This is a genomic window from Ammonifex thiophilus, from assembly GCF_003368535.1.
Classification (GTDB): domain Bacteria; phylum Bacillota; class Desulfotomaculia; order Desulfotomaculales; family Ammonificaceae; genus Ammonifex; species Ammonifex thiophilus.
The window spans coordinates 301,321-327,394 of sequence record NZ_QSLN01000001.1; the positions used below are offsets into that span (position 1 = coordinate 301,321).

At 59.2% G+C, this 26,074-nt stretch carries 28 protein-coding genes, 1 pseudogene and 1 riboswitch; of the genes and pseudogenes, 20 read left to right on the top strand and 9 right to left on the bottom strand.

Annotated elements, in window-relative coordinates; genetic code table 11:
- Window positions 1-3: 3 nt before the first annotated feature.
- The 9 genes from DXX99_RS01735 to DXX99_RS12065 all read left to right on the top strand — a co-directional run bounded on the left by DXX99_RS01735 (window position 4) and on the right by DXX99_RS12065 (window position 9,219).
- Window positions 4-324 (top strand): hypothetical protein, encoded by a 321-nt coding sequence (locus DXX99_RS01735; RefSeq protein WP_115791784.1) that lies wholly within the window; start codon window positions 4-6, stop codon window positions 322-324.
- Window positions 321-4,343, top strand: a complete 4,023-nt coding sequence (locus tag DXX99_RS01740; protein ID WP_115791785.1) for a glycosyltransferase — start codon at window positions 321-323, stop codon at window positions 4,341-4,343. The genes DXX99_RS01735 and DXX99_RS01740 overlap by 4 nt, the downstream gene beginning before the upstream one ends.
- Window positions 4,331-5,410 (top strand): glucose-1-phosphate thymidylyltransferase, encoded by a 1,080-nt coding sequence (locus DXX99_RS01745; RefSeq protein ID WP_240610764.1) that lies wholly within the window; start codon window positions 4,331-4,333, stop codon window positions 5,408-5,410. Before DXX99_RS01740 ends, DXX99_RS01745 begins: the two co-directional genes overlap by 13 nt.
- Before the next feature lie 17 nt (window positions 5,411-5,427).
- On the top strand, window positions 5,428-5,889 hold the full coding sequence (locus DXX99_RS01750) for a dTDP-4-dehydrorhamnose 3,5-epimerase family protein (RefSeq protein WP_115791787.1): 462 nt from the start codon (window positions 5,428-5,430) through the stop codon (window positions 5,887-5,889).
- Window positions 5,890-5,898: 9 nt separating this feature from the next.
- Window positions 5,899-6,912: a dTDP-glucose 4,6-dehydratase gene (gene rfbB, locus DXX99_RS01755; protein ID WP_115791907.1), complete on the top strand. Its 1,014-nt coding sequence runs from the start codon at window positions 5,899-5,901 to the stop codon at window positions 6,910-6,912.
- Complete coding sequence (locus DXX99_RS11650) at window positions 6,875-7,675, top strand: tyrosine-protein phosphatase (RefSeq protein WP_115791788.1); 801 nt, start codon at window positions 6,875-6,877, stop codon at window positions 7,673-7,675. The genes rfbB and DXX99_RS11650 overlap by 38 nt, the downstream gene beginning before the upstream one ends.
- A 68-nt stretch (window positions 7,676-7,743) precedes the next feature.
- Window positions 7,744-7,971 (top strand): DUF433 domain-containing protein, encoded by a 228-nt coding sequence (locus DXX99_RS01765; protein WP_115791789.1) that lies wholly within the window; start codon window positions 7,744-7,746, stop codon window positions 7,969-7,971.
- Window positions 7,972-8,114: 143 nt separating this feature from the next.
- Window positions 8,115-8,699 (top strand): UPF0236 family transposase-like protein, encoded by a 585-nt coding sequence (locus DXX99_RS12060; protein ID WP_420809001.1) that lies wholly within the window; start codon window positions 8,115-8,117, stop codon window positions 8,697-8,699.
- Window positions 8,650-9,219: a UPF0236 family transposase-like protein gene (locus tag DXX99_RS12065; RefSeq protein ID WP_420809002.1), complete on the top strand. Its 570-nt coding sequence runs from the start codon at window positions 8,650-8,652 to the stop codon at window positions 9,217-9,219. The genes DXX99_RS12060 and DXX99_RS12065 overlap by 50 nt, the downstream gene beginning before the upstream one ends.
- 177 nt (window positions 9,220-9,396) lie before the next feature.
- Here DXX99_RS12065 and DXX99_RS01775 read toward each other — a convergent pair whose 3' ends face one another.
- The 5 genes and pseudogenes from DXX99_RS01775 to DXX99_RS01795 all read right to left on the bottom strand — a co-directional run bounded on the left by DXX99_RS01775 (window position 9,397) and on the right by DXX99_RS01795 (window position 12,224).
- The gene (locus DXX99_RS01775; protein WP_115791790.1) at window positions 9,397-9,654 is read right to left on the bottom strand and encodes a hypothetical protein; all 258 of its coding nucleotides are present in this window, start codon (window positions 9,652-9,654) and stop codon (window positions 9,397-9,399) included.
- A gap of 1 nt (window position 9,655) precedes the next feature.
- Window positions 9,656-9,994, bottom strand: coding sequence for a nucleotidyltransferase family protein (locus DXX99_RS01780; protein WP_165847648.1), 339 nt, complete (start codon window positions 9,992-9,994; stop codon window positions 9,656-9,658).
- 68 nt (window positions 9,995-10,062) lie between these two features.
- Window positions 10,063-10,392 (bottom strand): CopG family antitoxin, encoded by a 330-nt coding sequence (locus DXX99_RS01785; RefSeq protein ID WP_115791792.1) that lies wholly within the window; start codon window positions 10,390-10,392, stop codon window positions 10,063-10,065.
- Window positions 10,386-10,673 (bottom strand): BrnT family toxin, encoded by a 288-nt coding sequence (locus DXX99_RS01790; RefSeq protein ID WP_115791793.1) that lies wholly within the window; start codon window positions 10,671-10,673, stop codon window positions 10,386-10,388. Before DXX99_RS01790 ends, DXX99_RS01785 begins: the two co-directional genes overlap by 7 nt.
- Window positions 10,674-11,026: 353 nt before the next feature.
- Window positions 11,027-12,224, bottom strand: a pseudogene (locus DXX99_RS01795) (IS256 family transposase).
- A gap of 201 nt (window positions 12,225-12,425) precedes the next feature.
- Between DXX99_RS01795 and DXX99_RS12205 the strand changes: the two are divergent.
- From DXX99_RS12205 to DXX99_RS01840, 10 genes are all read left to right on the top strand, one after another.
- Window positions 12,426-12,950, top strand: coding sequence for a hypothetical protein (locus DXX99_RS12205; RefSeq protein WP_240610765.1), 525 nt, complete (start codon window positions 12,426-12,428; stop codon window positions 12,948-12,950).
- Window positions 12,899-13,720 (top strand): RNA-guided endonuclease InsQ/TnpB family protein, encoded by an 822-nt coding sequence (locus tag DXX99_RS12210; protein WP_240610766.1) that lies wholly within the window; start codon window positions 12,899-12,901, stop codon window positions 13,718-13,720. Before DXX99_RS12205 ends, DXX99_RS12210 begins: the two co-directional genes overlap by 52 nt.
- 120 nt (window positions 13,721-13,840) lie before the next feature.
- Window positions 13,841-14,014, top strand: a riboswitch (cobalamin riboswitch).
- Between the two features lie 91 nt (window positions 14,015-14,105).
- On the top strand, window positions 14,106-15,221 hold the full coding sequence (locus DXX99_RS01805; RefSeq protein ID WP_115791794.1) for an ABC transporter substrate-binding protein: 1,116 nt from the start codon (window positions 14,106-14,108) through the stop codon (window positions 15,219-15,221).
- A 2-nt stretch (window positions 15,222-15,223) separates the two neighbouring features.
- Window positions 15,224-16,228, top strand: coding sequence for a FecCD family ABC transporter permease (locus tag DXX99_RS01810; RefSeq protein ID WP_115791795.1), 1,005 nt, complete (start codon window positions 15,224-15,226; stop codon window positions 16,226-16,228).
- A gap of 64 nt (window positions 16,229-16,292) precedes the next feature.
- Complete coding sequence (locus DXX99_RS01815; RefSeq protein WP_205664599.1) at window positions 16,293-17,465, top strand: ABC transporter ATP-binding protein; 1,173 nt, start codon at window positions 16,293-16,295, stop codon at window positions 17,463-17,465.
- A gap of 80 nt (window positions 17,466-17,545) precedes the next feature.
- Window positions 17,546-18,154 (top strand): twin-arginine translocation signal domain-containing protein, encoded by a 609-nt coding sequence (locus DXX99_RS12215; protein ID WP_115791797.1) that lies wholly within the window; start codon window positions 17,546-17,548, stop codon window positions 18,152-18,154.
- A 12-nt stretch (window positions 18,155-18,166) separates the two neighbouring features.
- On the top strand, window positions 18,167-20,617 hold the full coding sequence (gene fdnG, locus DXX99_RS01825; protein ID WP_205664600.1) for a formate dehydrogenase-N subunit alpha: 2,451 nt from the start codon (window positions 18,167-18,169) through the stop codon (window positions 20,615-20,617).
- A gap of 20 nt (window positions 20,618-20,637) precedes the next feature.
- Entirely contained in the window at window positions 20,638-21,372 is a 735-nt protein-coding gene (locus DXX99_RS01830) for a 4Fe-4S dicluster domain-containing protein (RefSeq protein ID WP_115791799.1), read from the top strand.
- Between the two features lie 3 nt (window positions 21,373-21,375).
- Window positions 21,376-22,185, top strand: coding sequence for a formate dehydrogenase accessory protein FdhE (locus tag DXX99_RS01835; RefSeq protein WP_115791800.1), 810 nt, complete (start codon window positions 21,376-21,378; stop codon window positions 22,183-22,185).
- A gap of 7 nt (window positions 22,186-22,192) precedes the next feature.
- The gene (locus DXX99_RS01840) at window positions 22,193-22,921 is read left to right on the top strand and encodes a hypothetical protein (RefSeq protein WP_115791801.1); all 729 of its coding nucleotides are present in this window, start codon (window positions 22,193-22,195) and stop codon (window positions 22,919-22,921) included.
- A gap of 1 nt (window position 22,922) precedes the next feature.
- On the opposite strand, the gene ymfI is transcribed toward DXX99_RS01840, so the two are convergent.
- The 4 genes from ymfI to DXX99_RS11820 form a co-directional block, all read right to left on the bottom strand.
- Window positions 22,923-23,684: an elongation factor P 5-aminopentanone reductase gene (ymfI, locus tag DXX99_RS01845; protein ID WP_115791802.1), complete on the bottom strand. Its 762-nt coding sequence runs from the start codon at window positions 23,682-23,684 to the stop codon at window positions 22,923-22,925.
- A 103-nt stretch (window positions 23,685-23,787) separates the two neighbouring features.
- A complete protein-coding gene (locus DXX99_RS11810) occupies window positions 23,788-24,108 on the bottom strand; it encodes a transposase (protein WP_240610767.1) in 321 nt (106 codons plus the stop codon).
- A gap of 15 nt (window positions 24,109-24,123) precedes the next feature.
- Complete coding sequence (locus tag DXX99_RS11815) at window positions 24,124-24,657, bottom strand: transposase (protein ID WP_240610768.1); 534 nt, start codon at window positions 24,655-24,657, stop codon at window positions 24,124-24,126.
- The gene (locus DXX99_RS11820) at window positions 24,603-25,019 is read right to left on the bottom strand and encodes a hypothetical protein (RefSeq protein WP_240610769.1); all 417 of its coding nucleotides are present in this window, start codon (window positions 25,017-25,019) and stop codon (window positions 24,603-24,605) included. The genes DXX99_RS11815 and DXX99_RS11820 overlap by 55 nt, the downstream gene beginning before the upstream one ends.
- A gap of 443 nt (window positions 25,020-25,462) precedes the next feature.
- On the opposite strand from DXX99_RS11820, the gene DXX99_RS01855 reads away from it, so the two are divergent.
- Window positions 25,463-26,026 carry a hydrogenase maturation protease gene (locus DXX99_RS01855; RefSeq protein ID WP_115791803.1) on the top strand — a complete coding sequence of 188 codons (564 nt, stop codon included), beginning with the start codon at window positions 25,463-25,465 and terminating at the stop codon, window positions 26,024-26,026.
- The last annotated feature ends 48 nt before the right edge of the window (window positions 26,027-26,074 follow it).

Here is a 26,074-nt window from a genome sequence, read left to right on the forward strand (position 1 = left end):
CTTTTGTCCGAAAGGATACTTGAGACATGGTTGCAACTGGCCCGGCTTCAGAGAGAAGCTATCACCAACAGGCAAAAGGAGCGTTTAGAGCATATACTAGCAGCTAAAGAGTGCCTGCGCCGTCTCTTGGAGAAGGAGGGTTCGCTTCCCTCCGGCGAGCCAGCAGTTTCTCTGGTTAGAGAGATTCTGGCTACCGAGGAGGAAGCTAGGCTTCAATTGCTTGAGTGGAAGAAGGAAGTCCGCCAAGAAATTGATATGCTTGACCGCTGGCGGGAGTGGGCGAAAAACCTGTATTTCACAGTAAGGGGGAGAGGGGAAAGTTGATTTCCAATAGCCGCCTATGCGAGGGTTATTATCACAAGATTCGCCCGGAGATCCTCACCCGGATTCCTCATTGGGCGCGAACGGTACTGGACGTGGGCTGCGGAGCAGGCATGTTGGGTAAGGCTCTTAAGGAGAGGAATCCGGAGGTTGTAGTCCACGGTGTAGAGATACTTCCCCAGGTAGCAGCAGAGGCAGAACAGATATTAGATAAAGTGATTGTAGGGAACATTGAAAAGCTCTCCCTCGAACCCCCGCCCGGCGGCTTCGATGTTATCGTCCTGGCCGATGTGCTGGAGCACTTAACCGATCCTTGGGGGGTTGTTGAGAAGCTGGCGTCTCTGCTTAGCAAGCGCGGGCTGATGGTGGTCAGCCTGCCTAATCTGCGCAATTTTATGGAAATAAAAAGTATCTCCGATGGTTCATGGCAGTACAGATCCGAGGGTATTTTCGACCGAGATCACCTTCGCTTCTTTACTGCAGCTACTGCCAGAAAGATGCTGGAAGAAGCAGGTTTAAAAATTTGTGAAACCGCTTTTGTGCCTGATGTCCGGTTTGCATTCCCGCCTAATCCCTCTCGTTTGCCCCGAAATATAAAGTTGGGGCGGCTGGCTATGCAGCACGTTAGCGACCGGGAGCTGATGGAGCTTTCCGCCCTGCAAATCATCTTGGTTGCCAGAAGAGCGGTTTGGGACAAGAGCCCTGATGAACCGGAGGTGTCAATAGTAATAGTTAATTGGAACGGGCTTGCGTGCCTCGAGCGATGCTTAAACAGCATAAGGGCCAACTCCGGCGATAGGATCAGCTATGAAGTGATTGTAGTAGACAACGGCTCTACCGACGGTTCGCGGGAATTTTTGCAGGAGCTTTCCTGGGTTCGTCTTTTGCCCCTTGAGCGCAACCTAGGGTTCGGGCCGGCGGCTAACTTAGGAGCAGAAATGGCGCGGGGGAGATACCTGGTTTTTCTCAACAATGACACCGAACCGCAACCGGGGTGGCTCGAAGCACTACTAGAAGCGGCTGACCCGCCCCAAGTGGGTGCGGTAGGCGCCATGCTTCTTTACCCTGACGGTCGGTTGCAGGAAGCAGGCGGCATTGTCTTTCAGGATGGGTCGGCGTGGAACTACGGCAGAGGCCACGCACCAGATTTACCGGAATTCAACGAGCGCCGGGACGTTGATTACTGTAGCGCTGCTGCTCTTTTGGTGAAAGCCGAAGCTTTTTGGGCTGCTGGTGCTTTCGATCCTCTTTATGCTCCTGCTTATTATGAGGACACCGACCTCTGTTTTTCCCTGAGGGCCAGGGGCTGGCGAGTGGTTTTTGAACCCAAGGCCAGAGTGATCCATCTGGAAGGAGCTACTGCGGGCCGGGATCTCAGTTCAGGCTTCAAGCGCTATCAGGTTATCAACCGCGAGAAATTTTATCAGAAGTGGCGGCAGGAGCTCTCCCGGCAGTGGCCTCCTTTGCTTGAGGTAGTCCCGCTGGCTGTGCGGCGCGTGCCTCCGCTACGTATTCTGATTGTGGAGCATGTTCCGCCAGTTTACGATCGCGCCTCGGGTAGCCAGCGACTTCTGCAGCTCATCCAGCTTATGCTCGAAGAAGGACACACCTTAGGCTTTTTCTGCTACTGTTCCTGGAGAATGGACGAGTACCTGGATATGTTGCAGAGGATGGGAGTTGATGTGGCCTACGGGGCAGAATGGCCCGTAAACAATGCAGGTGAGCAAGAAGAAATCAAGAGAAAGCTTCTTGGTTTCGCGTTGGATTTTAGGCCGGATGTCGTGTGGTTCCACACCTACCAGACGGCAGAAGCTTTTATGGAACCCCTCCGTGCCCTTTTCCCAGAAGCTAGGATGGTGACTGATAGCTGCGACCTTCACTTTCTCCGGGAAAAGCGCATGGCCGAGATAAATGGCATCTCATCTTCTAAATCCGGGTGGCAAGATACGCAAAGGCGAGAACTGGCTGTGTATGCTAAGTCAGACGTAGTGGTGGCTATAACTGGAAAGGAAAAGGAACTCCTTGATACGCTGGTAAAAACCACCCCGGTGGTCGTTATCCCCAACATCCACGAACCGTGGCCGCAAACCCCTGACTTTGTCGAACGCAACGGCCTCCTCTTTGTAGGTAATTTCTTCCATACTCCGAATGTGGATGCCATACATTGGTTCTTAGACGAAATATGGCCCCTACTAGTAACTTCCGACCCCTCCCTTACCTTCACGGTGGTAGGTAACGCTCCCCCTCCTTCTCTGAAGAGCAGGGCGCAGACTGCGCCGGGGAACGTGGTCGTGACCGGTTACGTTCCGGAGATGGAGCCTTACCTGCGAAGCGCCCGTGTGGCTGTAGTACCACTACGATACGGCGCGGGAATGAAGGGGAAAATCGGTGAGGCGCTCGCGGCTGGTCTACCGGTAGTGACCACTCCGGTGGGAGCAGAGGGGATGGATTTGGAAGATGGAGTTCACGTCTTGATAGCCGATACTGCTGAAGCATTTGCCGCGGCCGTCCAGCGCCTTTATCAAGATAAGGCTTTGTGGGAGAAGCTCTCCCAAAATGGAAGGGCTTGTATTCAGACCCGTTACTCTTTCGACAAAGTCAGGTTCGATTTGCGGAAAGCCTTGCTTCAGGCCCTGCAGGTTTCGCCCAAGCCAGGCAAAAATGTGGAAGGGAATACCTATCTTCTACAACAGCGTGTTAACCGGGCTCGTGAAGACAAAGTGGATAGAGGGGTTTACTGCTTTTCTTCCGAGAAGGAGCTAATAAGTGTTGTAATGCCTGTTTATGGCGACATAGGGCCTACCCGCGTATCGGTAGATGCACTTTTTAAGTTCACTAATTATCCTATAGAGCTTATCTTGGTAGATAATAGTGGTAGCCGAGAGATGGCAGAGTTTCTGGAAGATGTAGTTGCGAAGCACCGGGAGAAGGTGAAGGTTATAAAGCCAGGAGATAATTTGGGTTATCCTTTAGGTTGCAATTTGGGCCTAGCTGTAGCGGAAGGGAATTACCTCGTGGTGATGAACAACGATGTGGTGGTATCTCCTTACTGGGCTAGCTATCTGCTGGCAGCTTTCGCTGCTAATCCCCGCTTAGGTATTGTGGGGCCATGCACCAACTACGCCGCTGGTTTTCAGGGGACAAACCTTTCACCTCCTGACCTTGCTTCTTTTCCTGACTGGGCAGCCCGCTGGCATCGGGAGAGAGCGGGAAAACTGACGGTGGTTAACCGCTTGATAGGCTTCCTATGGATGATGAAGCGCGAGTTGCTGGAGGAAATCGGCGGTTTCGACCCCCTCTTTGGTACAGGCAATTTTGAGGACGACGATTACTGCCTGCGGGCGCAGCTGGCGGGCTATCGGTTAGCCGTGGCAGAGGACGTTTTTGTGCACCACTACGGCAGCCACTCCTTCCGCAAACAGCCCGAAAGTTATATGCGGCTCCTCAAGACCAACCGCCTGCTTTTCCAGGGCAAGTGGGAGGTCGAGTTCAAAGGCGGGAGCTATAATCCTGAGGAAGTGCTGAAGCGAGCCTGGGGCCGGGAAGAGCTCTTCGTCCCTCTCGATTTTTCGGCTATCTTTTCCCCTCAGGTCGAGCCTTTGGATCTGGGAGGGGAAAATAAGCCTTTCCGTTTCCTTTGTATTCCCGATCCTTCCGACAAGGAGGATTCCTGGCTAAAGTTGGCGAAAGAGTTCCTAACAAGTCCTGTTGCTTCCAGGGAGGCTAGTCTCATCATATGGGTCGAGCCTCCGCTCAAGAGCTGGCTGGTGGAGGTTCTCTCCCGGCTGCAGTACCTGGCGCGGCGGGAGGGTATCGACCTGGAAAAGGCTCAGGCGGACATAGTGATCGAGGCCCGGCGGCTCCCCTCCTGCCAACGCGGCCGCGTCTACCGGGCGGCGACCCACTTTGTTTCCCTCCCTGGGGTGCGGCAGGCGGCTACCCTGCGCGAAGCGCGGGCTTGCGGTCTGGAAATTCTGGAGCTGGAGGAAGCCCTTCAGCGGCTTAAGAGGTGGAAAGCTTGAAGGCCCTAATCCTCTCGGGCGGCAAAGGGACCCGGCTGAGACCCTTAACTTTCACCACGGCCAAGCAGCTTTTGCCGGTGGCCAACCGTCCCATCATCCACTACGTCCTCCAGCAGATCCTGGAGGCGGGGATCGAAGACATCGGCATCATCATCTCCCCGGAGACGGGAGGCAAGGTAAGGGAGGCGGTAGAAGGGGCCTTCTCCGGCCGTGCCCGTCTCACCTTTATCCTGCAGGAGGAGCCCCTGGGCTTGGCGCACGCCGTCAAAACGGCGCAGGGCTTCCTGGGCCAGGATTCCTTCCTCATGTTCCTGGGGGACAACCTCATCCAGGGCGGGGCGCACCAGCTGGTCAGTGAGCTTGAGCGGGGAGAAAGCGAGGCCGTCATCCTGCTTAAAGAAGTTCCCGATCCCCGCGCTTTCGGTGTGGCCGTGCTCGACGGCGAGGGGAAGGTAGTGAAGCTTATTGAAAAGCCCAAGGAGCCTCCCAGCAACCTGGCCCTGGTGGGGGTCTACGCCTTCACCCCGGCCATCCACGAGGCCATCTCCCGCATCAAGCCTTCCTGGCGGGGGGAGCTGGAGATAACCGACGCCATCCAGGAACTCATCCACCTGGGCGGAAAGGTGAAGGCTTTGAAGCTTGAGGGCTGGTGGCTTGACACCGGCAAAAAGGACGACATCTTGGAGGCCAACCGGATAGTGCTGGACGAGTACGCCGAGCGGGATCTGCAAGGGGAAGTGGACCGGGAAAGCGCGATAGTCGGGCGGGTAGCAATAGGGCCGGGGAGCAAAATCGTGCGCAGCACCATACGCGGCCCGGCAGTCATAGGGAGAAACGTCCTGGTTGAAGACTCCTTCATCGGCCCCTTCACCGCCATCGGGGACGGGGTGGTGCTGCGAGGAGTGGACATTGAGCACTCCGTGGTGCTGGAGGGCTGCCACCTGGAGAACGTGGGGCCGGTGGAAGACAGCCTCATAGGCTACCGGGCCAGGATAAAGAGGGCCGGGGAGAACAGGCGCAGCGCCCTGCGCTTCTTCATCGGGGACGAGTGCGAAGTAACTCTTTAAGGGGAAGGGGAAGAGAAATGGAGCTCATACACGGGGTGCAGATAAAGAAGCTCAGGCTCATTCCTGACGACCGGGGCTTCTTGATGGAGTGCCTGCGTTCCGACTGGCCGGAGTTCACGAAGTTCGGCCAGGCCTACGTCACCGCCTGCTACCCGGGGGTGATAAAAGCCTGGCACTACCACAAGGTGCAGTGGGACCACTTCGTCTGCATCTACGGCATGGCCAAGGTAGCGCTTTACGACCCGCGCGAAGACAGCCCCACCAGGGGCATGGTCAACGTATTTCACATCGGGCTTTTAAACCCCTGCCTCATAAAGATACCGCCGCGGGTCTACCACGGCTTCACCAGCGAGGGAGGACAGCTTGCCCTCATCCTCAACATCCCCACCGAGCTTTACAACTACGAGGAGCCGGACGAGTACCGCGTCCCCTACAACGACCCTTCCATCCCCTTCTCCTGGGAAGTAAAGCACGGGTAGGTGGATAGAGTGCGTCTGCTGGTAACGGGAGGGGCCGGTTTTATAGGCTCCAACTTCGTCCGCTACATCCTGCAGAAGCACCCCGACTGGGAAGTGCTCAACCTCGACAAGCTCACCTACGCGGGCAACCTTGACAACCTCCGGGACGTGGAAAGCCTTCCCGGCTACCGCTTCGTCCAAGGGGATATCGCCGACCCCGGGCTGGTGGAAGAGCTCATGGCCGGGGGCTGGGACGCGGTGGTCAACTTTGCGGCCGAGACCCACGTGGACCGCAGCATCGCCGACTCCTCTCCCTTCGTGCGCACCAACGTGGAAGGGGTGAGGGTCCTTTTAGAGGCCGCCCGCAGGCACAAGATCCCCCTCTTCCTCCAGGTTTCTACCGATGAGGTATACGGCTCCTTGCGGGAGGAAGACCCTCCCTTCACCGAAAGTTCTCCTCTTCTTCCCAACAGCCCCTACGCGGCCAGCAAGGCGGCGGCTGATCTGTTGTGCCGGGCTTATCACCGGACTTACGGCCTACCGGTGATCATTACCCGCTGCTCCAACAACTTTGGTCCCTACCAGTTTCCGGAGAAGCTCATCCCGCTGGCCGTGACCAACCTTCTGGAGGGGAAGCCCGTGCCCGTTTACGGGGACGGGAGGAACATCAGGGACTGGATCTACGTGGAGGACCACTGCCGGGCGCTGGAGTTGGTGCTCCTCAAGGGCCGGCCGGGGGAGATCTACAACATCGGCGGAGGCCAGGAAATGCGCAACCTGGATCTTTTGAGGGAGGTACTGCGGCTTCTGGGCAAGGGGGAGGAGTATCTGGTTTTTGTGCCCGACCGGCCGGGGCACGACTGGCGCTACGCTTTGGACTCGACCAAGATCGAGCGGGAGCTGGGCTTTGAAAGAAAGCACACCTTTGCTGAGGCCCTGCGCTGCACGGTAAAGTGGTACGTGGAAAACGAGTGGTGGTGGAGGCCTTTAAAGGAGCGGCTGAAGGGTGATCGACATCCACACCCATATCCTGCCCGGGCTTGACGACGGGGCGGAGGACCTCGAGGAAGCCCTCTCCATGGCGCGGCTGGCGCTGGCGGACGGCGTAACCGCCCTGGTTGCCACGCCGCACGTAATAAGGGGGAGTTTCTTCCCGTCGCGCCAGGAGATACTGGAGACGGTGTCTCTTCTTAACGAGCGGCTAGCCGAGCAGGGGCTACCGTTGCGGGTCCTGCCCGGCGCCGAGTACCGTCTCGAGCCCGACCTGCCGGAGCGCTTGGCTAAAGGGGAGCTCGTCCCCCTCAACGACGCGGGCCGCTACCTCCTGGTGGAGCTACCCTCCACCTTCGTGCCGCCTTACGCGGAGCGCGTGCTCTACGAACTGCAGCTACAAGGCGTCACCCCTATCCTCGCCCACCCGGAGAGGAACGCCGAGCTCTGCCGCCGCCCCGAGCTGCTGGCCTCCCTGGCGGCCACGTTTAACGTGCTGGTGCTCTTTTACCTTTTAGCCCGGCGGATACCTGGCCTGGGAACGAGGAGCGTTCTCTTCTTAGCCGCCGGTGCAATTTTGGCTTCTCTCCTGGCCGGCGGCGGAGCCGTTTTGGTGGACGGATACCTGGCCGGCGTACTGGCAGGCGGTGCGCTTTCTCTGGCCCTGCGGCTGGCCCTGGACGCGCTGGCCGGCATAGCGGTCTTCGCTGGAACCTGCCGCCTGCTTAGACTGGACGAGTACCTGCGTCTGGAGAACCTGCTCAGACATACGCTGAATCTTATTTACTCCGGCCGGCAGTTCCGGAGCTCGGAGTGATCTTGCCCTGGAGTATAATTGTAGACGAGGGAGGAGTTTGGTTGGGGTGATAAAAGGGGGAATCGAAAGTGAGAGAAATCCTGCCCGGGATAATCGTGGATCCGGAAATCAGAGGCGGCAAGCCAGTCATAAAGGGAATGCGAGTTCCCGTAGATGTCCTTTTGGGCAAGCTGGCAGGCGGAGCCACATACGAAGAGATGATGCAGGAGTACGATTTGACGCGGGAGCAGATTTTCGCCGCCCTCCGATATGCGGCCGCGGTTTTGAGTGAAGAACGGGTCAGGGCGATCTTATGAGGTTACCAAAAAGTCCGCCGCTGAAGGCCCCGGCTTTTTAAGGAAAGCGTACAATTTCAGTAAGTGACGGAGGAGACTCATGAAGGAGGAGACCTCGCCCCTCACAGACAATTTTCATGGACTGAAAGGAGGAGCGAGGTCTCATGCACAGTCAACCTATTTCAGACATTCAACCTCTTGCGGACATAATCCTTCTTCTGGGGGAGAAAGTTAGCAAACTAATTACCGAATGCCGCGACTTCTACAAGCTCGAAGAAGAAGTGTACAAGCTCTCTCAAGAAGCTTGCGTGAAGATCTTCGCCTGGGCCCTCGAGGAAATAGACACCTGGCTCGTGAACGCCCGGGACAAGCGCACCTGGAAAGTGATAGGCTTCCGGGAAAGAACCGTAGTTAGCAGCTTTGGGGAATTCAAAGTAAAAAGGCGGCTTTACAGGAACAAAAAGACGGGAGAAGCCAGGTTTCTTCTTGACGAGGTTCTGGGCTGGCCGGAGAGGTCTAGATGCACGCCGCGCTTGAAAGAGATGGCGGTGAAGCTTGGGAGCGAAGTACCCTTCAGGCGGGCGGCAGAAATTCTAGGCTATCTTGTTCCGGGAATCAGCCCCATGGCGGTGTGGCAGGCCGTGCAGGAAGTAGGAGAAGCACTCAGGCAGGAGGGGGAGTCCAGGAGAGAAGCCGTTTTTGGGAACCCGGTTGGACCGGCGGCTTATAGAGGCTTTTTGGCACGATGAGGAGGCCTATAGTGGGATCAGGCAGGCCATTTATCTGGGGGACTGGGAGAAGGTAGAAGAGATTTTGAGAGGAGCAGCAAGGAGAGTTCGCGGGGCTAAGAGGAGGAGAAGAGAGAAGCTCTGGCAGTATCTCAAGGAGAACTGGTCGGGGATAGTTACCTCTTCTGTTGCGGAGCATCTGGGGGCCATAGAGGGGCAGGTACAGCACAACGTGGCGCGGCGGATGAAGCGGTTGGGAGCCAGCTGGACGGAGGCAGGAGCAGACAGGATGGCGCGGGTTTTGGCTGCTCGAGCCAACGGGGTGCTCGGGAGGCACACTTCTCGTTGGCCGGTACTGCTGGCCAGGCAAGAACATTTGGCTCAGGCGGTGCGGTTGGAGGTAAAGCGGAAGATAGAGGAGGCGGAGAGTTGGCATAAAGCTGGGTTGCCGGCATTGAGAGGACAGTCTAGAGGAGCTCCATGGGTGAAGCATGTGCTGCGGGAACTAAGCCGGCCTAGCCTCAGTAGTTTGATCCCTTAATGGCGCAGGTACCGGGACTATCCTGGCGGCGAGGTTTCCATGAAGAGAAGTTTTCTCCCGAACCACCTACTAACTCTTGACGCGCACTTGAGAACGGCTTCGGTTTGTGGATCGGCGTGGACCTGGGCTTTAATAGTGACAAGGGGCACTCACGGTTCGCCTCCTTTCCCTAGGCCTTTATGCCATTATACCGCGAGGGGGTCCGTGTATCCCCTCAATGAATTGAGGGGGATTACAGCCCCCTCGCGCTCCCTCGTTTTTCTTAAAGAGGTCTTCGAAACCGCAGTACAGGTTGTACAGCCGGAAGGCCAAGCTTTCCCACTCGGCGGAAGATTTAGGCTCCTTGCGCTCTTCCACTTTGGCAAAGAGTTTTTCTATGGTTTCCACCTGGCTCTTGATTCTGGCGACAAGGATGCTCAGGCGGGCTTTTTCCATTTCAGACCCTCTCTTTTATGGTTTCTGCGAGGGGGTGGCACTCGAGCTGGACAAGATCGACATCGGTTCCCAGCTCGGAGGAGAGAAAAGCTGCTGTCGGGAAGAAGTCTTTATCATCGAGACCCGCTATGGCTATGTCGATATCTGATACGCCTGGGAGAAAGCGCCCGGGCTTCACCAGCGAACCGAAAATATACGCTTCCTCGAAGCTGTAGATCTGTGCCAGCCGCTCCAGTGCTTTAAAGGTTTGCTCGAGCAGCTTCTTGCGGACTTCTTCCCTTTCTTTTCGCTTCCTTTCCAGAACAGCATCTATGAGATGGGTAGAGAAACGTTCGCCCACGGGCAGTTATGTCCCCACCTCTCTGGGCGAGCTGGCGGATGAGACCACATACGAGGAAAGGAGCTCTTTTAACCTTGCGATCTGCGCTCCAGTTCCCGGCGGATGCCCTCAGCTATCCAGGACCTCAAGAGAGTCTGATAGGGGATGTCCTTCTCCTTCGCTATACGCTTTGCTGCCTCTATCTGCGACACCCGCAGCCGTAGTGTGACCCGTTTGGTCTTCATTTTTTCGGCGAGCTCTGGGGCAAGTTCCAGCGGCTCTTCCAGGGGCTCCAGTAAGCCTCGCTCCATTGCTTCAGCGAAACTGTAACTGTTCCAGAACTCCCGCTCCTCCTCTTCGGAGGCAAATTCGGGTATCTGTTCACCCTTGAACTCTGGTAGCCCTTTCTTCTTCACCATTCCCCACCACCTCTCTTCTCCCGGCGGTAATACCGTTTCTCGGCAGCTGTCATGTCGCGTGCAGTAATCACCCGGGCAACGCCGCCCGGTTTTACCATGAACACCACGAAGAGATAGCGTCCCGTGTTGGTGCGGCCCAGTGCAATCATCCGTCCCTTTTTCGTGCGCCGAAGTAGCGGGCTACTTCGAAGAACGCTTTCCACTTCTTCTGGCCTTACGCCATGCTTTTTCTCGATGTGTCCGGTGTTCCGGAAATCCCACTCAAACCGGGTTATCCTCATCTACCACACCTGTTTCCATTTTAAGAACTTTATATTGCTCCTGTCAATACGCTGTATGTCTTCGGATTGCGCCGAACCTCAGAGGTATCCAAAAAGCTACGCCAGGACTGGGCCGGTGCCCTCAGCGACTTCCAGGATCAGTATACCGCGCTTGAACTGCAAAAAAGCTCTGGAGTGACGGGGGATCAAAGCGTGTACCTGGTTGACACCAACGTATGGTTGGAACATTTACTTAGCTAAGCTAGATCTTAGATCTTGAACAGGACATAAGCTGAACGTCGGCATACTGCGGTCAAGTCCAATTTTGTGTGTAAAAATCCCTCTGGTAGCCTTTGAGGCTTATTAGAGCCTTGTTAAGCTACCCCTTTCCCGATCTTATTGGTTTCGGCTTTAACTGTTCGTTCTTGCTCCTGCCTCCATATCCAGTACTCCGTCATGTCCAGGTAGCGGTGGCCGGTAGACCCTTCCCCGTCTATCTCCATGAGCACTGCTACCTGATCAGTCTCAACGCCGCTTCTTCATTGGGGAAAATCCCTACTACCCTCTCCCGCTGGCGAATTTCGCGGTTCAGGCGTTCCATGGCATTGGTCGTACGCAAGCGCCGCCTAACCGGCTCCGGCAAAGCCATAACCGCCATGGCATCCTCAAAACCAGCCTCGAGCCTCTCTGTTGCCCTGGGCGCTACGGCCTCAAACTCTTGTACCACCTCCTCCAGGAGTAGTCTTGCCGTATCTATATCCGGCGCTTCAAAAATGTGCCTAAGGCGAGCATGAAGTTGCTTCTGCCAGGACTTGGGACACGCTTCCAGAATGTTGCGGGTAAAATGCGTCTGGCACCGCTGCCAACTCGCCCCCTGAAAGTGGATCATAATGGCGTTTACCAGCCACCTATGGTCATCCGAAACCACCAGGTCAACGCCCTTAAGCCCTCGCTTCTTTAACCAGTCGAAGAATTCAGACCGGGTAGCCTCGGATTCGCCGTCCCCAATCATCAGCCCTAGAACTTCCCGGTAACCATCCCGGTTAACCCCGCAAGCCATAAGCACACTCTGGGATCTCACCCGCCCGCCTTTCCGCACCTTTATGACCAAAGCATCAACCAGAATAAAGGGATACTCCTTTTCGCTTAAATCTCGCTCATTCCAGGCCTTCACCAAAAGGTCAAGCCGTTTGCAGAGCTCGGATACCGTCGACTTGGAAAATTCCGTGCCGCATAGCTTCCATTGACCACCATCTCCATCAGGGCCAGCAACAATGCCTGCTCGCTCCGCTGGTAACGCTCAAACATTTCCGTAGAAAATTTGCCGGACCTTACCCGGGGCACTTCCAGGACAAGCCGTCCGATCCGGGTTACAAGCGGCTTTTCCCGGTGGCCGTTGCGGTACGCTTGTCTTTCCTCTGTGCGCTCGTATGGTTTAGCTTTGAGCTGCTCTGTAACCTGAGCCTCGAGAATCTGGTTTGAGACTTGCTCCACCAACCGGGCCAGACCATCGTCCCGGGAAAACAACTGTTGCAGAACCTCGCCATCTACGGTAACCTGGTAATGGGCCATCTTAAATCCCTCCTGTTAGTGTTGGTTGTGTCACTTCTTCAATCTACCAAAGGGGGTGGCCCTTCCTGCTTCTAACCACCCTTTTTACACACTATACCGGACGCTACTTACCAGAAAGTCCGCCGCTGAAGGCCCCGGCTTTTAAGCCTGGGGATGAAAGCGGCCTCAGATCGTGCCCTCAGATTGTGCTACAATGGAAGCATGAAACGCACCAACGTCGTCCGGATCCTTCCGGATAAACAGCAGGAGCGAGTCCTGGAGATCATCGGGGATCGCTGCGCCGCCCTCTACAACGCCGTGACGTACAGGTGCAGGCAGGCGTTCTTCAAAGGAGAACCCGTGCCCTCCTACGAGGCCCTGTGCTCCGAGTTCAAGGAGCACCCGGCGTACAAAGCCCTGCCCGCCCACATAGGGCAGGAGGTCATCAAGAAAGCAAGGAAGGCGTGGAACTCCTACTTCGCCTGCCTGAGATTGTACCGGAAAGGCAAGCTGGAGAAGCTGCCGCACATACCCCGCTACTGGAAGGACCGCCGGACGGGAAAGCGTATATTCCGCGTCATCCCCGTCAAGGCACCCACCTCCTACTCCCTGGATGCTCGTTGCCTCTCCCTCACACTGCCGCAGGACCTCCGGAAGAGGCAGGGAGATCGCTTGGTCCTGCGCACGAAGGGTTCTTGCGCTTCCACGGCCAACCTAAGACCCTGGAACTCAAGTACGACCCCGTAAAGAAGCGCTGGTACGCCCACCAGGTGGTGGAGGTGCCAGAACCGAGAAGGCCAGCCTGGCCTGAAAAGTACGCCGCCTGCGATTTGGGTGCGAGGGTCCTGGTCGCCCTGGCCGTCGAAGGGCTCGACCGCCAGATCCTCTTCTCCGCCCGGGAGGTCATCAAGGACTTCCTCTACTGGACCAGGCAAATTGCAAGGGAGCAGTCGAGGCTCAACCGGGCGGGAAGGAAAACCTCCAGGAAGTTAAGGAGGCTTTATCAGCTCCGCGCCCGCAGGCTCAAACACGCCTTTGTAGCCCTGGCCGCAGAGATTGCCCGTGTCTTGAAGCAGCACCGGGTGACCGTGCTGTTTCTTGAGGACCTGACGGGCATCCGGGAGGACATGGACTTCGGGCCGAAGAACTGGCCGGTGCACAACTTCTGGGCCTTCCGCATGTTAAGGAACCTCATCGAGGCCGCCTGCATCCGGGTCGGGATAAGAGTCGAGCCTGTCGAGCCGGAAGGGACTTCCTCCAGGTGCGCCGTCTGCGGGCATCCTGTCAGGCGGCCCGTCCGGCATAAAGCTGTGTGCGAGGAGTGCGGCCGCGTGTGGCACGCAGACGCCAACGCGGCGTTAAACATACTCCTTCAGGGCTCCTCGAAGGAGCACGGGGCGGAGGCCACGCCCCAGAAGCCGCTTGCCCTCCGGTGGAACCGCCACCGGTGGGTAGGCCGCTTCGAACCTGCCGCCGGTACGCTTAAAGCGGCGAGCGGTAGCCGGATGGCGGCTTAAAGCCGCCTGAAGGAATCCCCGGGCATAAAGCCCCGGGGAGGGAGTCAACCCAGAATTTCGGCCGCTCGTCCTTCTTTCTCCTTGCTCTTCCTCCTTCTCTATGCTAAAAGTGTGGTAAAAGCATAGCTTCCTCCGGCGGGTGTAAGGGAAGCGGGTGCAAGTCCCGCGCGGTCCCGCCCACTGTGACCGGGAGCTCGCCGCCCACTGTTCAAGCCACTGGGCTTCACGCCTGGGAAGGCCGGGCGGGGGGCGAGGAACGGAAGCCAGGAGACCTGCCCGTCGGGAGGGAGAAATCCGCGGCCTTGCGGGGTTAAGGCCGGGGCGAAAGGTTTTTTCGTCCCGGCGCAGGGCCGGGACTTTAAATTTTGGCAAAGGGGGAGGGAGTTTGCGGCGGTATCTTTCGGTGCTGGTGGTGGTCTTGCTCCTCGCGCTTCTGGCCGGTTGCCGGACGAGCACTTCTACGGCGGAGAAGGCTCCTGCCAGGGAGCTCAAGCTGGCTTATGCCAAGGGTTTCCAGATCGAGTACCTTGAGAAGGGGTGCAAGCTGGTCACCGACGGGGACGGGAAGAAGCTCCTGCTCTGCCCCCGGGGAGGAAAGCCCCCGGCCGGGTATGAAAACCTCCCGGTAGTCTACACGCCGGTCAAGCGGGTGGTGGTGCTCTCCACCACCCAGGCGGCCCTGCTCAAGCCCCTGGGGGAGCTGGGGAGCATCGTGGGGGTAAGCACCCCGGCCAAGGACTGGTACATCCCCGAGGTGAAGCGGGGGATAGAGGAGGGGCGGATCGCTTACCTGGGCAAGCTGGAGGCGCTCGACTACGAGAAGATCCTGGCTTTGAAGCCTGACGTGGTCTTCACCTTCACCAAGGCCATGGGGGGCGACCAAGCGGCGGCTAGGCTCAGGGAGCTCGGGGTGCCGGTGGCGGTGGACAACGAGTGGCTGGAGGAAAACCCTCTGGGGAGGCTGGAGTGGGTCAAGTTTCTGGCCGCCTTTTACGACAAGGAGAAGGAGGCGGAGAGCTTCTTCGCCCAGACGGAGAAGAAGGTGCAGGAGCTGGCGGACAAGCTTAAAAACGTGCCTAGAACCAAGGTGGTGTGGGTGAGCGTCTGGGGCGGGAAGGTCTACGTTCCCCGCGGTAACTCCTACACCGCGCAGCTCATAGCCATGGCCGGCGGGGACTATCTGATGAAAAACCTGGAAGGGGTGGGCTCGGCGCAAATAACCCCGGAAGAATTTTACCGGCAGGCGCGGGAGGCGGAGGTCATGATCTACGCCTCCAGCCCCAACTACGGCACAAAGTCGGTTAAGGATGTCCTCAAGCAAGCCCCTCTATGGAAGGATCTTCCGGTTATCCAGCAGGGCAGGGTTTACTGCCTGGCACCGGATTACTGGCAGAGCCTGGATGAACTCACGCAGCAGCTTCAGGATCTAGCGGCCATCTTCCACCCAGATATGTTTCCGGGGCACGAGAGCAAGCAGTTTTTGAAGCTGCCTAAGGAGTAGCGATGCGCCGCTTTCACTGGGCTTTCTTCCTGGGCTTTGTGATCCTGGTATTTGGGGTGCTGGTGGCGAGCCTTGGCTGGGGTTCGGTTAAAGTGCCGCCGGGGAAGGTGCTGGCGGTGCTGCTGCATCCCGGACGCCCCGGGTTGGCGGAGGCGGTGGTGGTCAAAATCCGCCTCCCCCGGGCCCTGGGGGCGCTGCTGGGCGGGGCGGCCTTGGGGGTGAGCGGGCTTTTGCTGCAGGTCTTCTTCCGCAACCCCATCGTCAGCCCTTACGTCCTGGGGATTTCTTCGGGGGCTTCTCTGGCGGTGGGCATCCTGGCGTTAAGCGCCCTCACCGCCGGCCTTTCCCTGACTCCCTCCCTTCTAGCGCTGGCGGCCTTTGCCGGAGCCTTTGTGGTCACGGCGGCGGTGGCGGCGCTAGCTCCCCGCACTCGCTCGGTGGTGACCCTGCTGGTTATCGGTCTCATGTTTGGCTACCTGGCCTCAGCCTGTACCAGTATCCTCCTGGCCTTCGCCGAGAAGGAGCGGGTGCACGGCTTTTACCTCTGGACCTTCGGCAGCTTCGCTCCTATGGACTGGGGCAAGGTGACGGTGCTGGCGGCAGCCGGCCTTCCCCTTCTGTTCTCTTCCTTTCTTTTGGGCAAGGCGCTCAACGCCTACCAGGGGGGAGAGGAGTACGCTCTGAGCGTGGGACTTGACGTGCGGCGCTTTAGGGTGGCGGTGGTGGTGCTTTCTAGCGCCCTAGCCGGGCTGGTGACCGCCTTTGCCGGCCCGGTGGCTTTTATCGGCCTGGCCGTACCCCACCTGGCCCGGCTCGTTTTGCGCACGGCCGACAACCGGGTGCTCATACCGGCAGTGATCCTCCTGGGGGCGGCGGTTACGGGACTCTGCGACCTTCTGGCCCGGCAGCTTTTCTGCCCGGTGGAGCTCCCCATCACCGCTGTCACTTCCCTCTTCGGAGCCCCTTTGGTCATAGGGTTTCTTCTGAAGGGGAAGGTGAGGATGTAGCCGGGACCGGGGAAATAACCCGCTAATCTTTCTTTTCTAGCTGAAGGTGAGAGTTTTGGAAATTTTGGAGTGTTGGGAGTTGGCGGCGGGCTACGGCCACCGCACGGTGGTGCTGGTGGAGGAATTGAAGGCCCATAAGGGGGAGCTCATCTGCTTCCTGGGGCCTAACGGGGCCGGCAAGTCCACCTTGCTCAAGACGGTGGCCGGACTTTTGGCCCCTCTGGGGGGAGCAGTCTACCTCAAGGGGGAGAGGCTGGAGAAGGTTTCGCTTAAAGAAAGGGCCAGCGCCTTAGCGGTGGTGCTCACCGACCGGTGCCTGCCGGGGCTTTTGACCGTTTTCGAGGCGGTGGCCCTGGGGCGCCACCCCCACACCGGTCTGCTGGGGAAGCTCTCTCGGCGGGACGAGCGGGTGGTCTGGGAGAGCCTGCGGCTGGTGGGGGCGGAGGAACTGGCCTCCCGCTTCTACGGCGACCTGAGTGACGGGGAAAAGCAGAAGGTGCTCATCGCTCGGGCCCTGGCCCAGGAGCCGGAGATCATGATCCTAGACGAGCCCACGGTGCACCTCGATTTGCAGCACCGGGCCGGGATCATGTCCCTGCTCCTCCGCCTTTGCCGGGAGAAGGGGATTACGGTTTTCCTCAGCCTGCACGAGGTGGACCTGGCCCTTAAGGGCACGGCCTATGTGGTACTGGTGCACGAGGGAAGGGTGCTGGGGATGGGGCTGCCGGAGGAGCTCTTGACGGCGGAGGCCGTTTCCCGGCTCTATGGTTCCGGTGTCGGGGAGTTCGACCCGGTGACCGGCGCGGTGGAGCTCCGGCTCCCGGCCGAAGGCCCCCTTGTCTTTGTGGTGGCTGGAGGGGGCAAGGGGGCTAAAGTAATCCGGGCCTTGGCTAAGCGGGGGTACCGGCTGGCCTGCGGGGTGCTGCCGGAGAACGACGTGGACGTCTTTGTAGCCCGGGGTGTGGGGGCGGAGCTCATAACCGTTCCCGCCTTTGCCCCGGTGGGGAAAGAGGCTTTAGAGCTGGCCCGGCCTTACCTGAAAGAAGCTCAGGCGGTTGTGGATACCGGTTTCCCTTTGGTACCGGCGACCGAGGGGAACCGCACTCTGCTGAAATGGGCGGCTGACGCCGGAAAACCTCTCTTTTCCTTGCGCTCGGAGGGGTTCCCCTCGGGAAGGCGGGCGGCGGGTCTGACCGCGCTTTTGCAGATGCTAGAAAACCTCTTCGCCTCCGCTTGAAATTTTTCTGCCACGGGGAGGAAAAGGGTCTTTTGTGTCGAAACTTTTACAAAAAGTGAGCGCGGCGAGGGGGGAAGCGCATGCGCAAGATCAGCCGCCGCGAGTTCATCAAGTACGCCGGCCTGGGAGTGGCCGCTCTGAGCCTCCTGGGAAGCGTGGGAAGGGGAGGCCCGGTCTTTTCCCAGGGGACGGTTGGTGCCTTGCCCAAGCTCAGGCGGGCTAAGGAAACGCGCTCTATCTGTGCTTACTGCGGTTGCGGTTGTGGGCTGATCGTCTACAGTGAGGATAACCGGGTCGTCTACGTGGAGGGGGATCCGGACCACCCCATAAATGAAGGCTCTATGTGTCCCAAGGGCATTGCCCTCTCGGACGCCAACACCATAGTCAACTGGCAGCATCGGCGGCAGCTCAACCCGCGTCGGATAACCAAGGTACTCTACCGCGCGCCCGGTTCCACTTGCTGGGAAGAGAAGGACTGGGACTGGGCTTTAAAGGAAATAGCCAAGAGGATAAAGGCCACGCGCGATGCCACCTTCGAAGAAAAGGACGAGAAAGGGGTAACGGTCAACCGCACCCAGGCCATAGCCCACCTGGGGAGTGCCTCGCTTGATAACGAGGAGAACTACCTCATTCACAAGTTTTTGCGCAGCCTGGGAGTAATCAATATAGACCACCACGCCCGCCTCTGACACTCCACCACCGTGGCCGGTCTGGCCAATACGTTCGGCAGGGGTGTCATGACCAACCACTTCATCGACTACAAGAACTCCGATGTGGTGATGGTAATAGGGGCCAACCCAGCGGAGAACCATCCGCAGGCGATGAAGTGGATCTTGCGGGGGAAGGCGGAGCGGGGCACCAAGCTCATTGTGGTGGATCCCCGTTTCACCAAGACGGCAGCGCACGCGGACATTTACGCTCCCATCCGCCCGGGCACGGACATCGCCTTCCTTCTGGGGATAATCAACTACGCCCTGGAGCACAACCTTTACTTCCACGACTACGTGGTCAACTACACCAACGCTTCCTTCCTGGTGGATCCCAACTTCAAGTTCGAGGACGGCCTTTTCTCCGGAGCTACCACTAAAGACGGCCAGTTCGTCTATGACCCCACCACCTGGCAGTACCAGAAGGACAAGGACGGCAAGATAAAGCGTGATCCCACCTTGCAGGACCCCAACTGCGTCTTCCAGGTTTTGAAGCGCTTCGTTTCCCGCTACGACATCAAGACGGTCTGCCGCGTAACCGGCACGCCGGAGGACGTTTACCGGCAGGTCTGCGAGCTCTACTGCTCCACCGGCAGGCCGGATAAAGCGGGCAACATCGTCTACGCCATGGGCATCACCCAGCACACCTACGGCAGTCAGAACGTGCGGGCGGTGGCTATCCTCCAGCTTCTCCTGGGGAACATAGGTATAGCCGGGGGCGGGATCAACGCCCAGCGGGGTGAGTCCAACGTCCAGGGCTCGACCGACATGGCCATGCTCTACCACCTTCTGCCGGGCTACCTCAGCTGCCCCGATGCCACCAGGCATCCTACCCTAAAGGACTATCTGGAAAAGGAGACCCCGAAGACCAGCTTCTGGTCCAATACGCCAAAGTTCCTGATAAGCCAGCTCAAAGCCTGGTTCGGGGCCAAGGCCACGCCGGAGAACGAGTTCTGCTACCAGTGGTTGCCCAAGCTCGACGGCAAGGAGCACTCGCATATGGCCATTTTCCAGAGCATGGCGGAGGGAAAGATAAAGGGGTTCTTCGCCTGGGGCCAGAACCCGGCGGTGGGAGGACCGGCGGCCGAACCCACACGGAAGGCCATGGAGAAGCTCGACTGGCTGGTAGTGGTCGACCTCTTTGAGACCGAGACGGCGGCCTTCTGGAGGCGCCCGGGAGCCGATCCGCGCAAGATCAAGACCGAGGTCTTCTTCCTGCCGGCAGCTTTTTCCTACGAGAAGGAGGGTACGGTGTCCAACAGCGGTCGCTGGATCCAGTACCGCTGGAAGGCGGTGGACCCACCAGGAGACGCCAAGTCCGACCTTTGGATAGTCGACCGGCTCTTCAAGGCGGTGAGGGAGGAGTACCGCAAGGGAGGCAGGTTCCCCGAGCCCATCCTGAACATGGTGTGGGACTACGATGCTCCCGGTTCCGAAGAGCCGGACATCAACAAGGTGGCCCTGGAGATTAACGGATACGAGGTGGACACGGGCAAGCCCCTGCCCGGTTTCGCCAAGCTCACCAACACCGGTTCCACCGCCTGCGGCTGCTGGATCTACGCCGGCTACTGGTACCCCGATCCGGACCTCGGGGTGGTGGCGGCCAAGCGGCGCGACCGTACCGATAAAACCGGATTAGGGCTTTATCCCAAGTGGAGCTTCGCCTGGCCGGCCAACCGCCGCATCGTGTACAACCGCTGCTCCTGCGATCCTTCCGGGCGTCCATGGGACCCCGCGCGGGCGCTGGTGTACTGGGACGGCAGCAAGTGGGTGACTTTCGACGTGCCCGACTTCGGGGCCAAGGATCTGGCCACCGGAGCAGAAATCCCACCGGAGAAGTCGGCCCAGAACCCCTTCATCATGGTGCCCGAAGGGGTAGGGCGGCTCTTCGGCGCTCAGTACGGCCCCCGGGCGGCGGCGCTCAAGGACGGTCCCCTGCCCGAACACTACGAGCCCATCGAGAGCCCGGTGCGCAACCTCATGTCCAAGCAGCAGAACAACCCCTTGGCCAAGATTTACCAGGGGGAAGGCGCGGCGCGGGGCAAGCCGGAAAAGTACCCCTATATCCTCACCACCCACCGGCTGGTGGAGCACTACCAAAGCGGCGCGGTGACGCGCAACTCTCCTTGGCTTACCGAACTCATGCCGGAGATGTTCGTGGGGATCTCTCCCCGGCTGGCGGCCAAGCTGGGCATTAAGCCCGGGGACCGGGTGGTGGTGCTCACGGCCCGCGGGAAGGTTTACGGGCGCGCCTCGGTACTCCCCACCCTGCAGCCCTTAAAAGTGGACGGCAAAGAGGTGGAGGTGGTGGCCCTGCCCTGGCACTGGGGCTACCAGGGGATGGCGCCGGGCGACTCGGCCAACGTAGTCACAGCCCTCTTCGGCGATCCCAACACCTTCATACCGGAGTATAAGGCGCTCCTGTGCGACGTCCGGAAGGCTTAAGAAAGGGGGCTTGAACGCCTATGCCCAAGGCTGTTCTGGTGGATCTCACCAAATGCATCGGCTGCCGGAGCTGCATGGTGGCCTGCAAGCAGTGGAACGACCTGCCGGCCGAAAGGCAGGGCTTTGTCAACGACTGGGCCACGCCGCGCGACACCACGGCGGAGACTTGGACGGTGGTCAAGTACTACATCGAGGACAAGGGCGGCCGGGTCGTGTGGCGCTTTGTCAAGCGGCAGTGCATGCACTGCGTGGATCCCGCCTGTGTGAAGGCCTGTTTTGCCGGAGCTCTCCGCAAAACCCCGGAGGGGCCGGTCATCCAGGACCCCAGCCGTTGCATCGCCTGCCTTTACTGCTTCAACGCTTGCCCCTTCCAGGTGCCGCGCTACCGCACGGGCGGTGAGGGTCCGGTGATCATGCAGAAGTGCCGCTTCTGTTTTGACCCCGGCGGCATCTACGACCGTGTGGGGCAGGGGCAGGCGCCGGCCTGCGTCAGGGCCTGTCCGGGTGGCGCCCTGAAGTTCGGCGAGCGGGAGGCACTCATCAAGGAAGCCAAGGAGCGCATAGCGCAAAACCCCGGCCGGTACGTGAACCAGGTCTACGGCGAGAGCGAGTTCGGCGGCACTTCCTGGCTCTACCTAAGCGACGTGCCCTTCGAGGAACTCGGCTTCCCCAGCGCGGCCCGGCCGGCGATGCTGTCGCTGCTCACCTGGACGCCGCTGGCGGCCGGCCTCTGGCTGGCGGCGAAGGAGGCTTAAGTTTTGGACTGGGGGCGGATGAAGGAACTCTACCGAACCCTGGCTTCCCTCCCTATCCTTAAGCGGGAAGGGGTACCCTCTGGTGGGGAACCGGGGATACCCCTTCTCTATCTTTATCCGCTGCCCTGGACGCGATCGGAGTGGCTAGAGAGGGTGAGCCTGGTGGTGGCGGCGGTGAAGGAGTACTGCCCCGAGTGGCGGGAGGAAGCGGAGCGGGTAAAGCTTCATATTGAGCGCTCACGCCTTTCCTGGGAAGAATTCCTCCCTGCTCTCCTGCGGCAGGAGGAAAAGGCTTACCTGCGCTTTTTAAACTTCCTCGGCCGCCACCGGCTGGACAAGGAAGTGGCCGGATTTATCTTCCACCACGCTTTAAAACTCTGCCTGCGCGGCTGCGCCTCTTCTTTCCGCCCCCAGGACTTCGAGTACTGGCAGCATGGGAGCTGCCCGGTCTGCGGACGTTACCCGCATCTAGCCCGATTAAAGAAAGGGAGGCTTTTATACTGCAGCCTTTGCGAGGCAGCCTGGCCCTACCCCCGCCTGGGCTGCCCTTTCTGCGGACACTCCTCTCCCGAAGGAGAAGAGCTGCTGGCCTGGGAGGGAACTCCCTACCGCGTTTATTTGTATTCTTGCTGCGGGAGTTACCTCAAGGCGGTGGTGGAGACGGGGGCGGTTGACCATCCCTTTGATCCGGTAAAGGTGGAAGGGGAAACCCTGCCGCTGGACCTGACCGCCTGGCGCGAGGGCTTTTCCCCTGCCGCCTTAAGCCTTTTCCCCGCTTTCACCTTCGAAAGAGGGCTTCGCGAGAGGAGGTAAGAAAAGAATGGGGGAGTCCAATTTTAAAAACGCGGCGCCCTACATCATAGTGGCGCTCCTTTTTATACTTGGTATGGGTCTAAACGCGGTAATAAGCGCCTACCGGGAGGGAGCCAAGGTTCAGGCCAGAGAAGCTGCGGCAGGGGAATACCGGCTTGCCAGCTTCAAGTGCGCCGAGTGTCACGAGATGTGGCCCTACATTTCCACCTGGATGCTTTCCGCCCACAATAAGGTTAGCTGTGAACGCTGCCACGCCAATATCGACCTGGCGGCCATGGAGAAGGCCCACGCTGCAGGGAGCTACCGGCAGCCCATAGCGCTTAAGGCTCCTATGGATCGGGGAGTCTGCCTGGGATGCCACAGCGGCCAGCGGGCACCCTCCATGCCGGGAGACCTGAGAGACCCGCACCCGATACACTTCAAGGCGGGGATCGGATGCACAGCCTGCCACTACGGGGTGACGCACTTCAAGATTGTCCAGCGCGACGTTTTTAGGCTCCCGGACTTCAGCAACCCGAGTCAATGGCGTCCGGAGCTGGTGAGGACTGTGGCCACGCTTCCCTATTCCCGCCCCACCATGCACGACTGTTTTAGCTGCCACCAGACCGTTGCCGTTTCTCAGCAGCCGGTGAACCTCAAGGGAACGCCTTGCGCTGGTTGTCACACCTACTCGGTGAGCGTGACCCCCTGTGCTTCTTGCCATATGCACTTCACTGGTTCTCCTCAGACGCGATGAGCTAGAAGAGAATCCAACCCCCGTCCAGCCCCAGAACCTGACCGTTGATAAAGGCGGCGGCCGGTGAGGCCAGGAAGACGCAGGCCGCCGCCACTTCTTCCGGCCTGCCTAGGCGCCCGGGGGGTACGGCTTCGGCCAGGGCGGCCAGCTCTTCCGGGGTGAGTTCCTCCCGCAGAAGGTCGGTCTCGATAGGACCGGGCGCCAGGGCGTTCACCGTTATTCCCGCACTTCCCACCTCGCGGGCCAAGGACTTAGTAAGGGCGATGAGCCCCCCTTTGGTGGCGGCGTAGGCGGCCTCGCAAGAAGCCCCGGTGATGCCCCAGACGGAGGCTATGTTTATGATCCTTCCCCAGCGCTGCCTTATCATGGAGGGGAGGGCTTCCCGGCAGCAGTAAAAGGGCCCGGAGAGGTTAACCCGGAGGAGCTTTTCCCATTCTTCATCGGAGGTATCCATTAAGAGGCGACGCAGCCCCATGCCGGCGTTGTTCACCAGGATGGACACCGGCCCCAGCTCTGCGGACACGGCAGCGAACAGGCGGCGCACCTCCTCCGGGTCGGTGACGTCGGCGCGGAAAGCTTGCGCCTTTACTCCCCACTCGCGGCAGCGGCGGGCCACCTCTTCCGCCTGGGCGGCCGAGCGGCAAAAGTTCACGGCCACCGCCGCCCCGCTTTGAGCCAAAGCCAGGGCCACCGCCGCCCCGATCCCTCGGCTGGCCCCGGTTACCAGAGCCACTTTTCCTTCTAAGGGTCGCCGTTCTTCCATGAGGCCTTGCTCTCCTTTGGCTTTCCCCAGCGTAGAATGCCGTCTTTGGATGATGCTGGACAGACGTGACGTCCTCCCCTCAATGAATTGAGGGGCATCCCTTTCAGGATGCACGCAGGCTTTTGTTCCTGCGCTTCGGTTCGTGGACTCCGTGCCACCCCAGGCGGAGTGACAGGACCACAGGCCGCGCCACCCGGCCACTACTCCCCTTGACGGGAGATACCTGGTACGCCCTCTCGAAGATGTTTAAGGCGCCGTTCACGTCCGCCTGCGCCCTCCAGCCGCAGGAACACGTGTATAAACCCCTGTTCTTTCGGTTGGAGGGCAAGACGCGCCCGCAGGCGTGACAGCGCACAGAAGTGTTCCTCTCATCCACATCGTCCCGGACCGCGATCCCGGCAAGCTGGCCCTTGTACTTGAGCATGTTAATAAGCTTCCGCTACGGCCAGGCGTGCAGCCTCTGGTTGAGTTTGTCTCCGTAGTCGATGCCCTCGCGGATGCTGCAGAGGTCTCCGATGGCTACCTCCCCCACACCCCGCCTCACGCACTCCTCTATGAAGTGGGACGTGGCAACGTGGAGCAGGTGCTCCACTTGAAGCTTTTCCCGATGGGCCACCTCCCTCCACCTGCGGGAGTTTGGCCTGAGACTCGCCCGCACCTTCTGCCAGTACCGTCTCACTGACTTAATGAACCTGCCGGAGTAGAGCAGCACGGTCCCGTCCTCGAAGGCGGCCGCCATGAGGACGGTCTCCCCCGGGTCCAGGGCGACTTTCTTCGTCCCGGGGCGCGGGTTCGCCTTCACCTCCACCACCAGACGGGCCTCTATCCGCCCGGACACCTTGTCGTAGGTGATGGAGAGCTCCCGCACCCGCTCGTACTCCACGCCGGGACGGTGGGAGACGCGGAAGGAGACTTCCCTCACCCCGTCTTCCCGTCCGGTGCCCAGAGAAACCGTGACCTTATCTCCTTCCACCTTGAAGCCGCTCTGAACGTACTTGAGCGGGGAGAGGTAGCTTTGACCTTACGAAATCCGGGGGCGCTGTGCCGCATGAGCCCTTTTTCCTTGAGGGCGAAGAAGGACCTGTATGCTTCCCTCACTTCGTCCCGGGTGAGCTGTACGGACATCGAGTAGTAGCCCTTCGCCCGGGGGAGTTCTTTTAAGATGCGGTTGAGGTTCTTGCGGGAAACATTTGCTTTTCCGGTCTCTTCGTACTCCTTCCGGAGGTGCCAGAGGAGGCCGTTGTAGACCTTGGTGGCGCAAAACATGGCGTCTTTGAGGACGGCCAGGGTCTTGGGGTCGGCGTGCACCTGGGCTTTGACGGTGACGAGGAGCACTCGCGGTTCGCCTCCTTCCCCTGGGCCTTTATGCCATTATACCGCGAGGGGGTCCGTGTATCCCCTCATAAATTGAGGGGGTGGACTTTCCCCTCGCGCTCCCCCATTTTTTCTACTAAAAAATTAAATTATCCTCTTTCTCGGCTTTTGCAAGAAGCCTCGGCGACCTCGCCCGGATAAGGGGCCTAAAATAATTGTCTGGTTTTTCCGGGGTCTTCGCGCAAAGCCCTGTTCCTCTTGACATAGAAAAAGACGTGTAGTATAGTTGAAAACGGAAAGTTAAGAAAAGCACAAATGGGACGTAGGCCGAAGCCTGCAACGCGAAACAGCTGCTTCTAGCTGAAAAGCGAGCATAAGGCGGAAAGGGCAGAAAATGGAAGGCCACAGGACCGGTAGCGAAAGGCCGGAGCTGTGGCCTTTCTTTTCTGTAGGGGGCGAGGGGTTTGGCCAAAGAGGCCGCCGTGATAGGTATCGGTGACCTTTTCCGACGCGATGCTGGTCTGGGCTCGTGGGCGGTAGACTTTTTAAGTCAGGAGGAACTGTCGGCCCACGTGGAGCTCGTCGATCTGGGCACCGGAATAGGCAATCTGGACACCTATCTTCACCGACACAAATACCTGCTGCTGGTTCAGGCGTGGCCAAAAGGAAATTCTCCCGGTAGAATATGCAGGCTCGGACCCGAAGGGGTGGCGCGCCTGCTTGCAGGAAAAGAGATAAGGTTCGCCTCTTTCTGCTTTTCCCCTTTCTCGCTTTTCCAGGACACCCTCGCCTACCTGCGCACCATGTACCGGCTGGGAATCGTGAGGGGAAGGGTTTCTCTGGTGGGAGTGGAGCCGAAAGATCTCTCTCCCGGTATGGGGCTTTCTCTCCCCGTACAAAGAGCTCTCCGTCGGCTTTTGCGCTTGATCCACAGAGACCTGGAAGAGCGGGGATTTCTGCCGCCGAAGTCCTCGGTGGTGGTTCCCTTGCGGAGTTATTGTTTCGGGAGATTCGGCCATAGGATTTGAGCAAGGGAGGTGACAAGGCAAGATAGATCGGTCTGGGCTAAAAGGTTA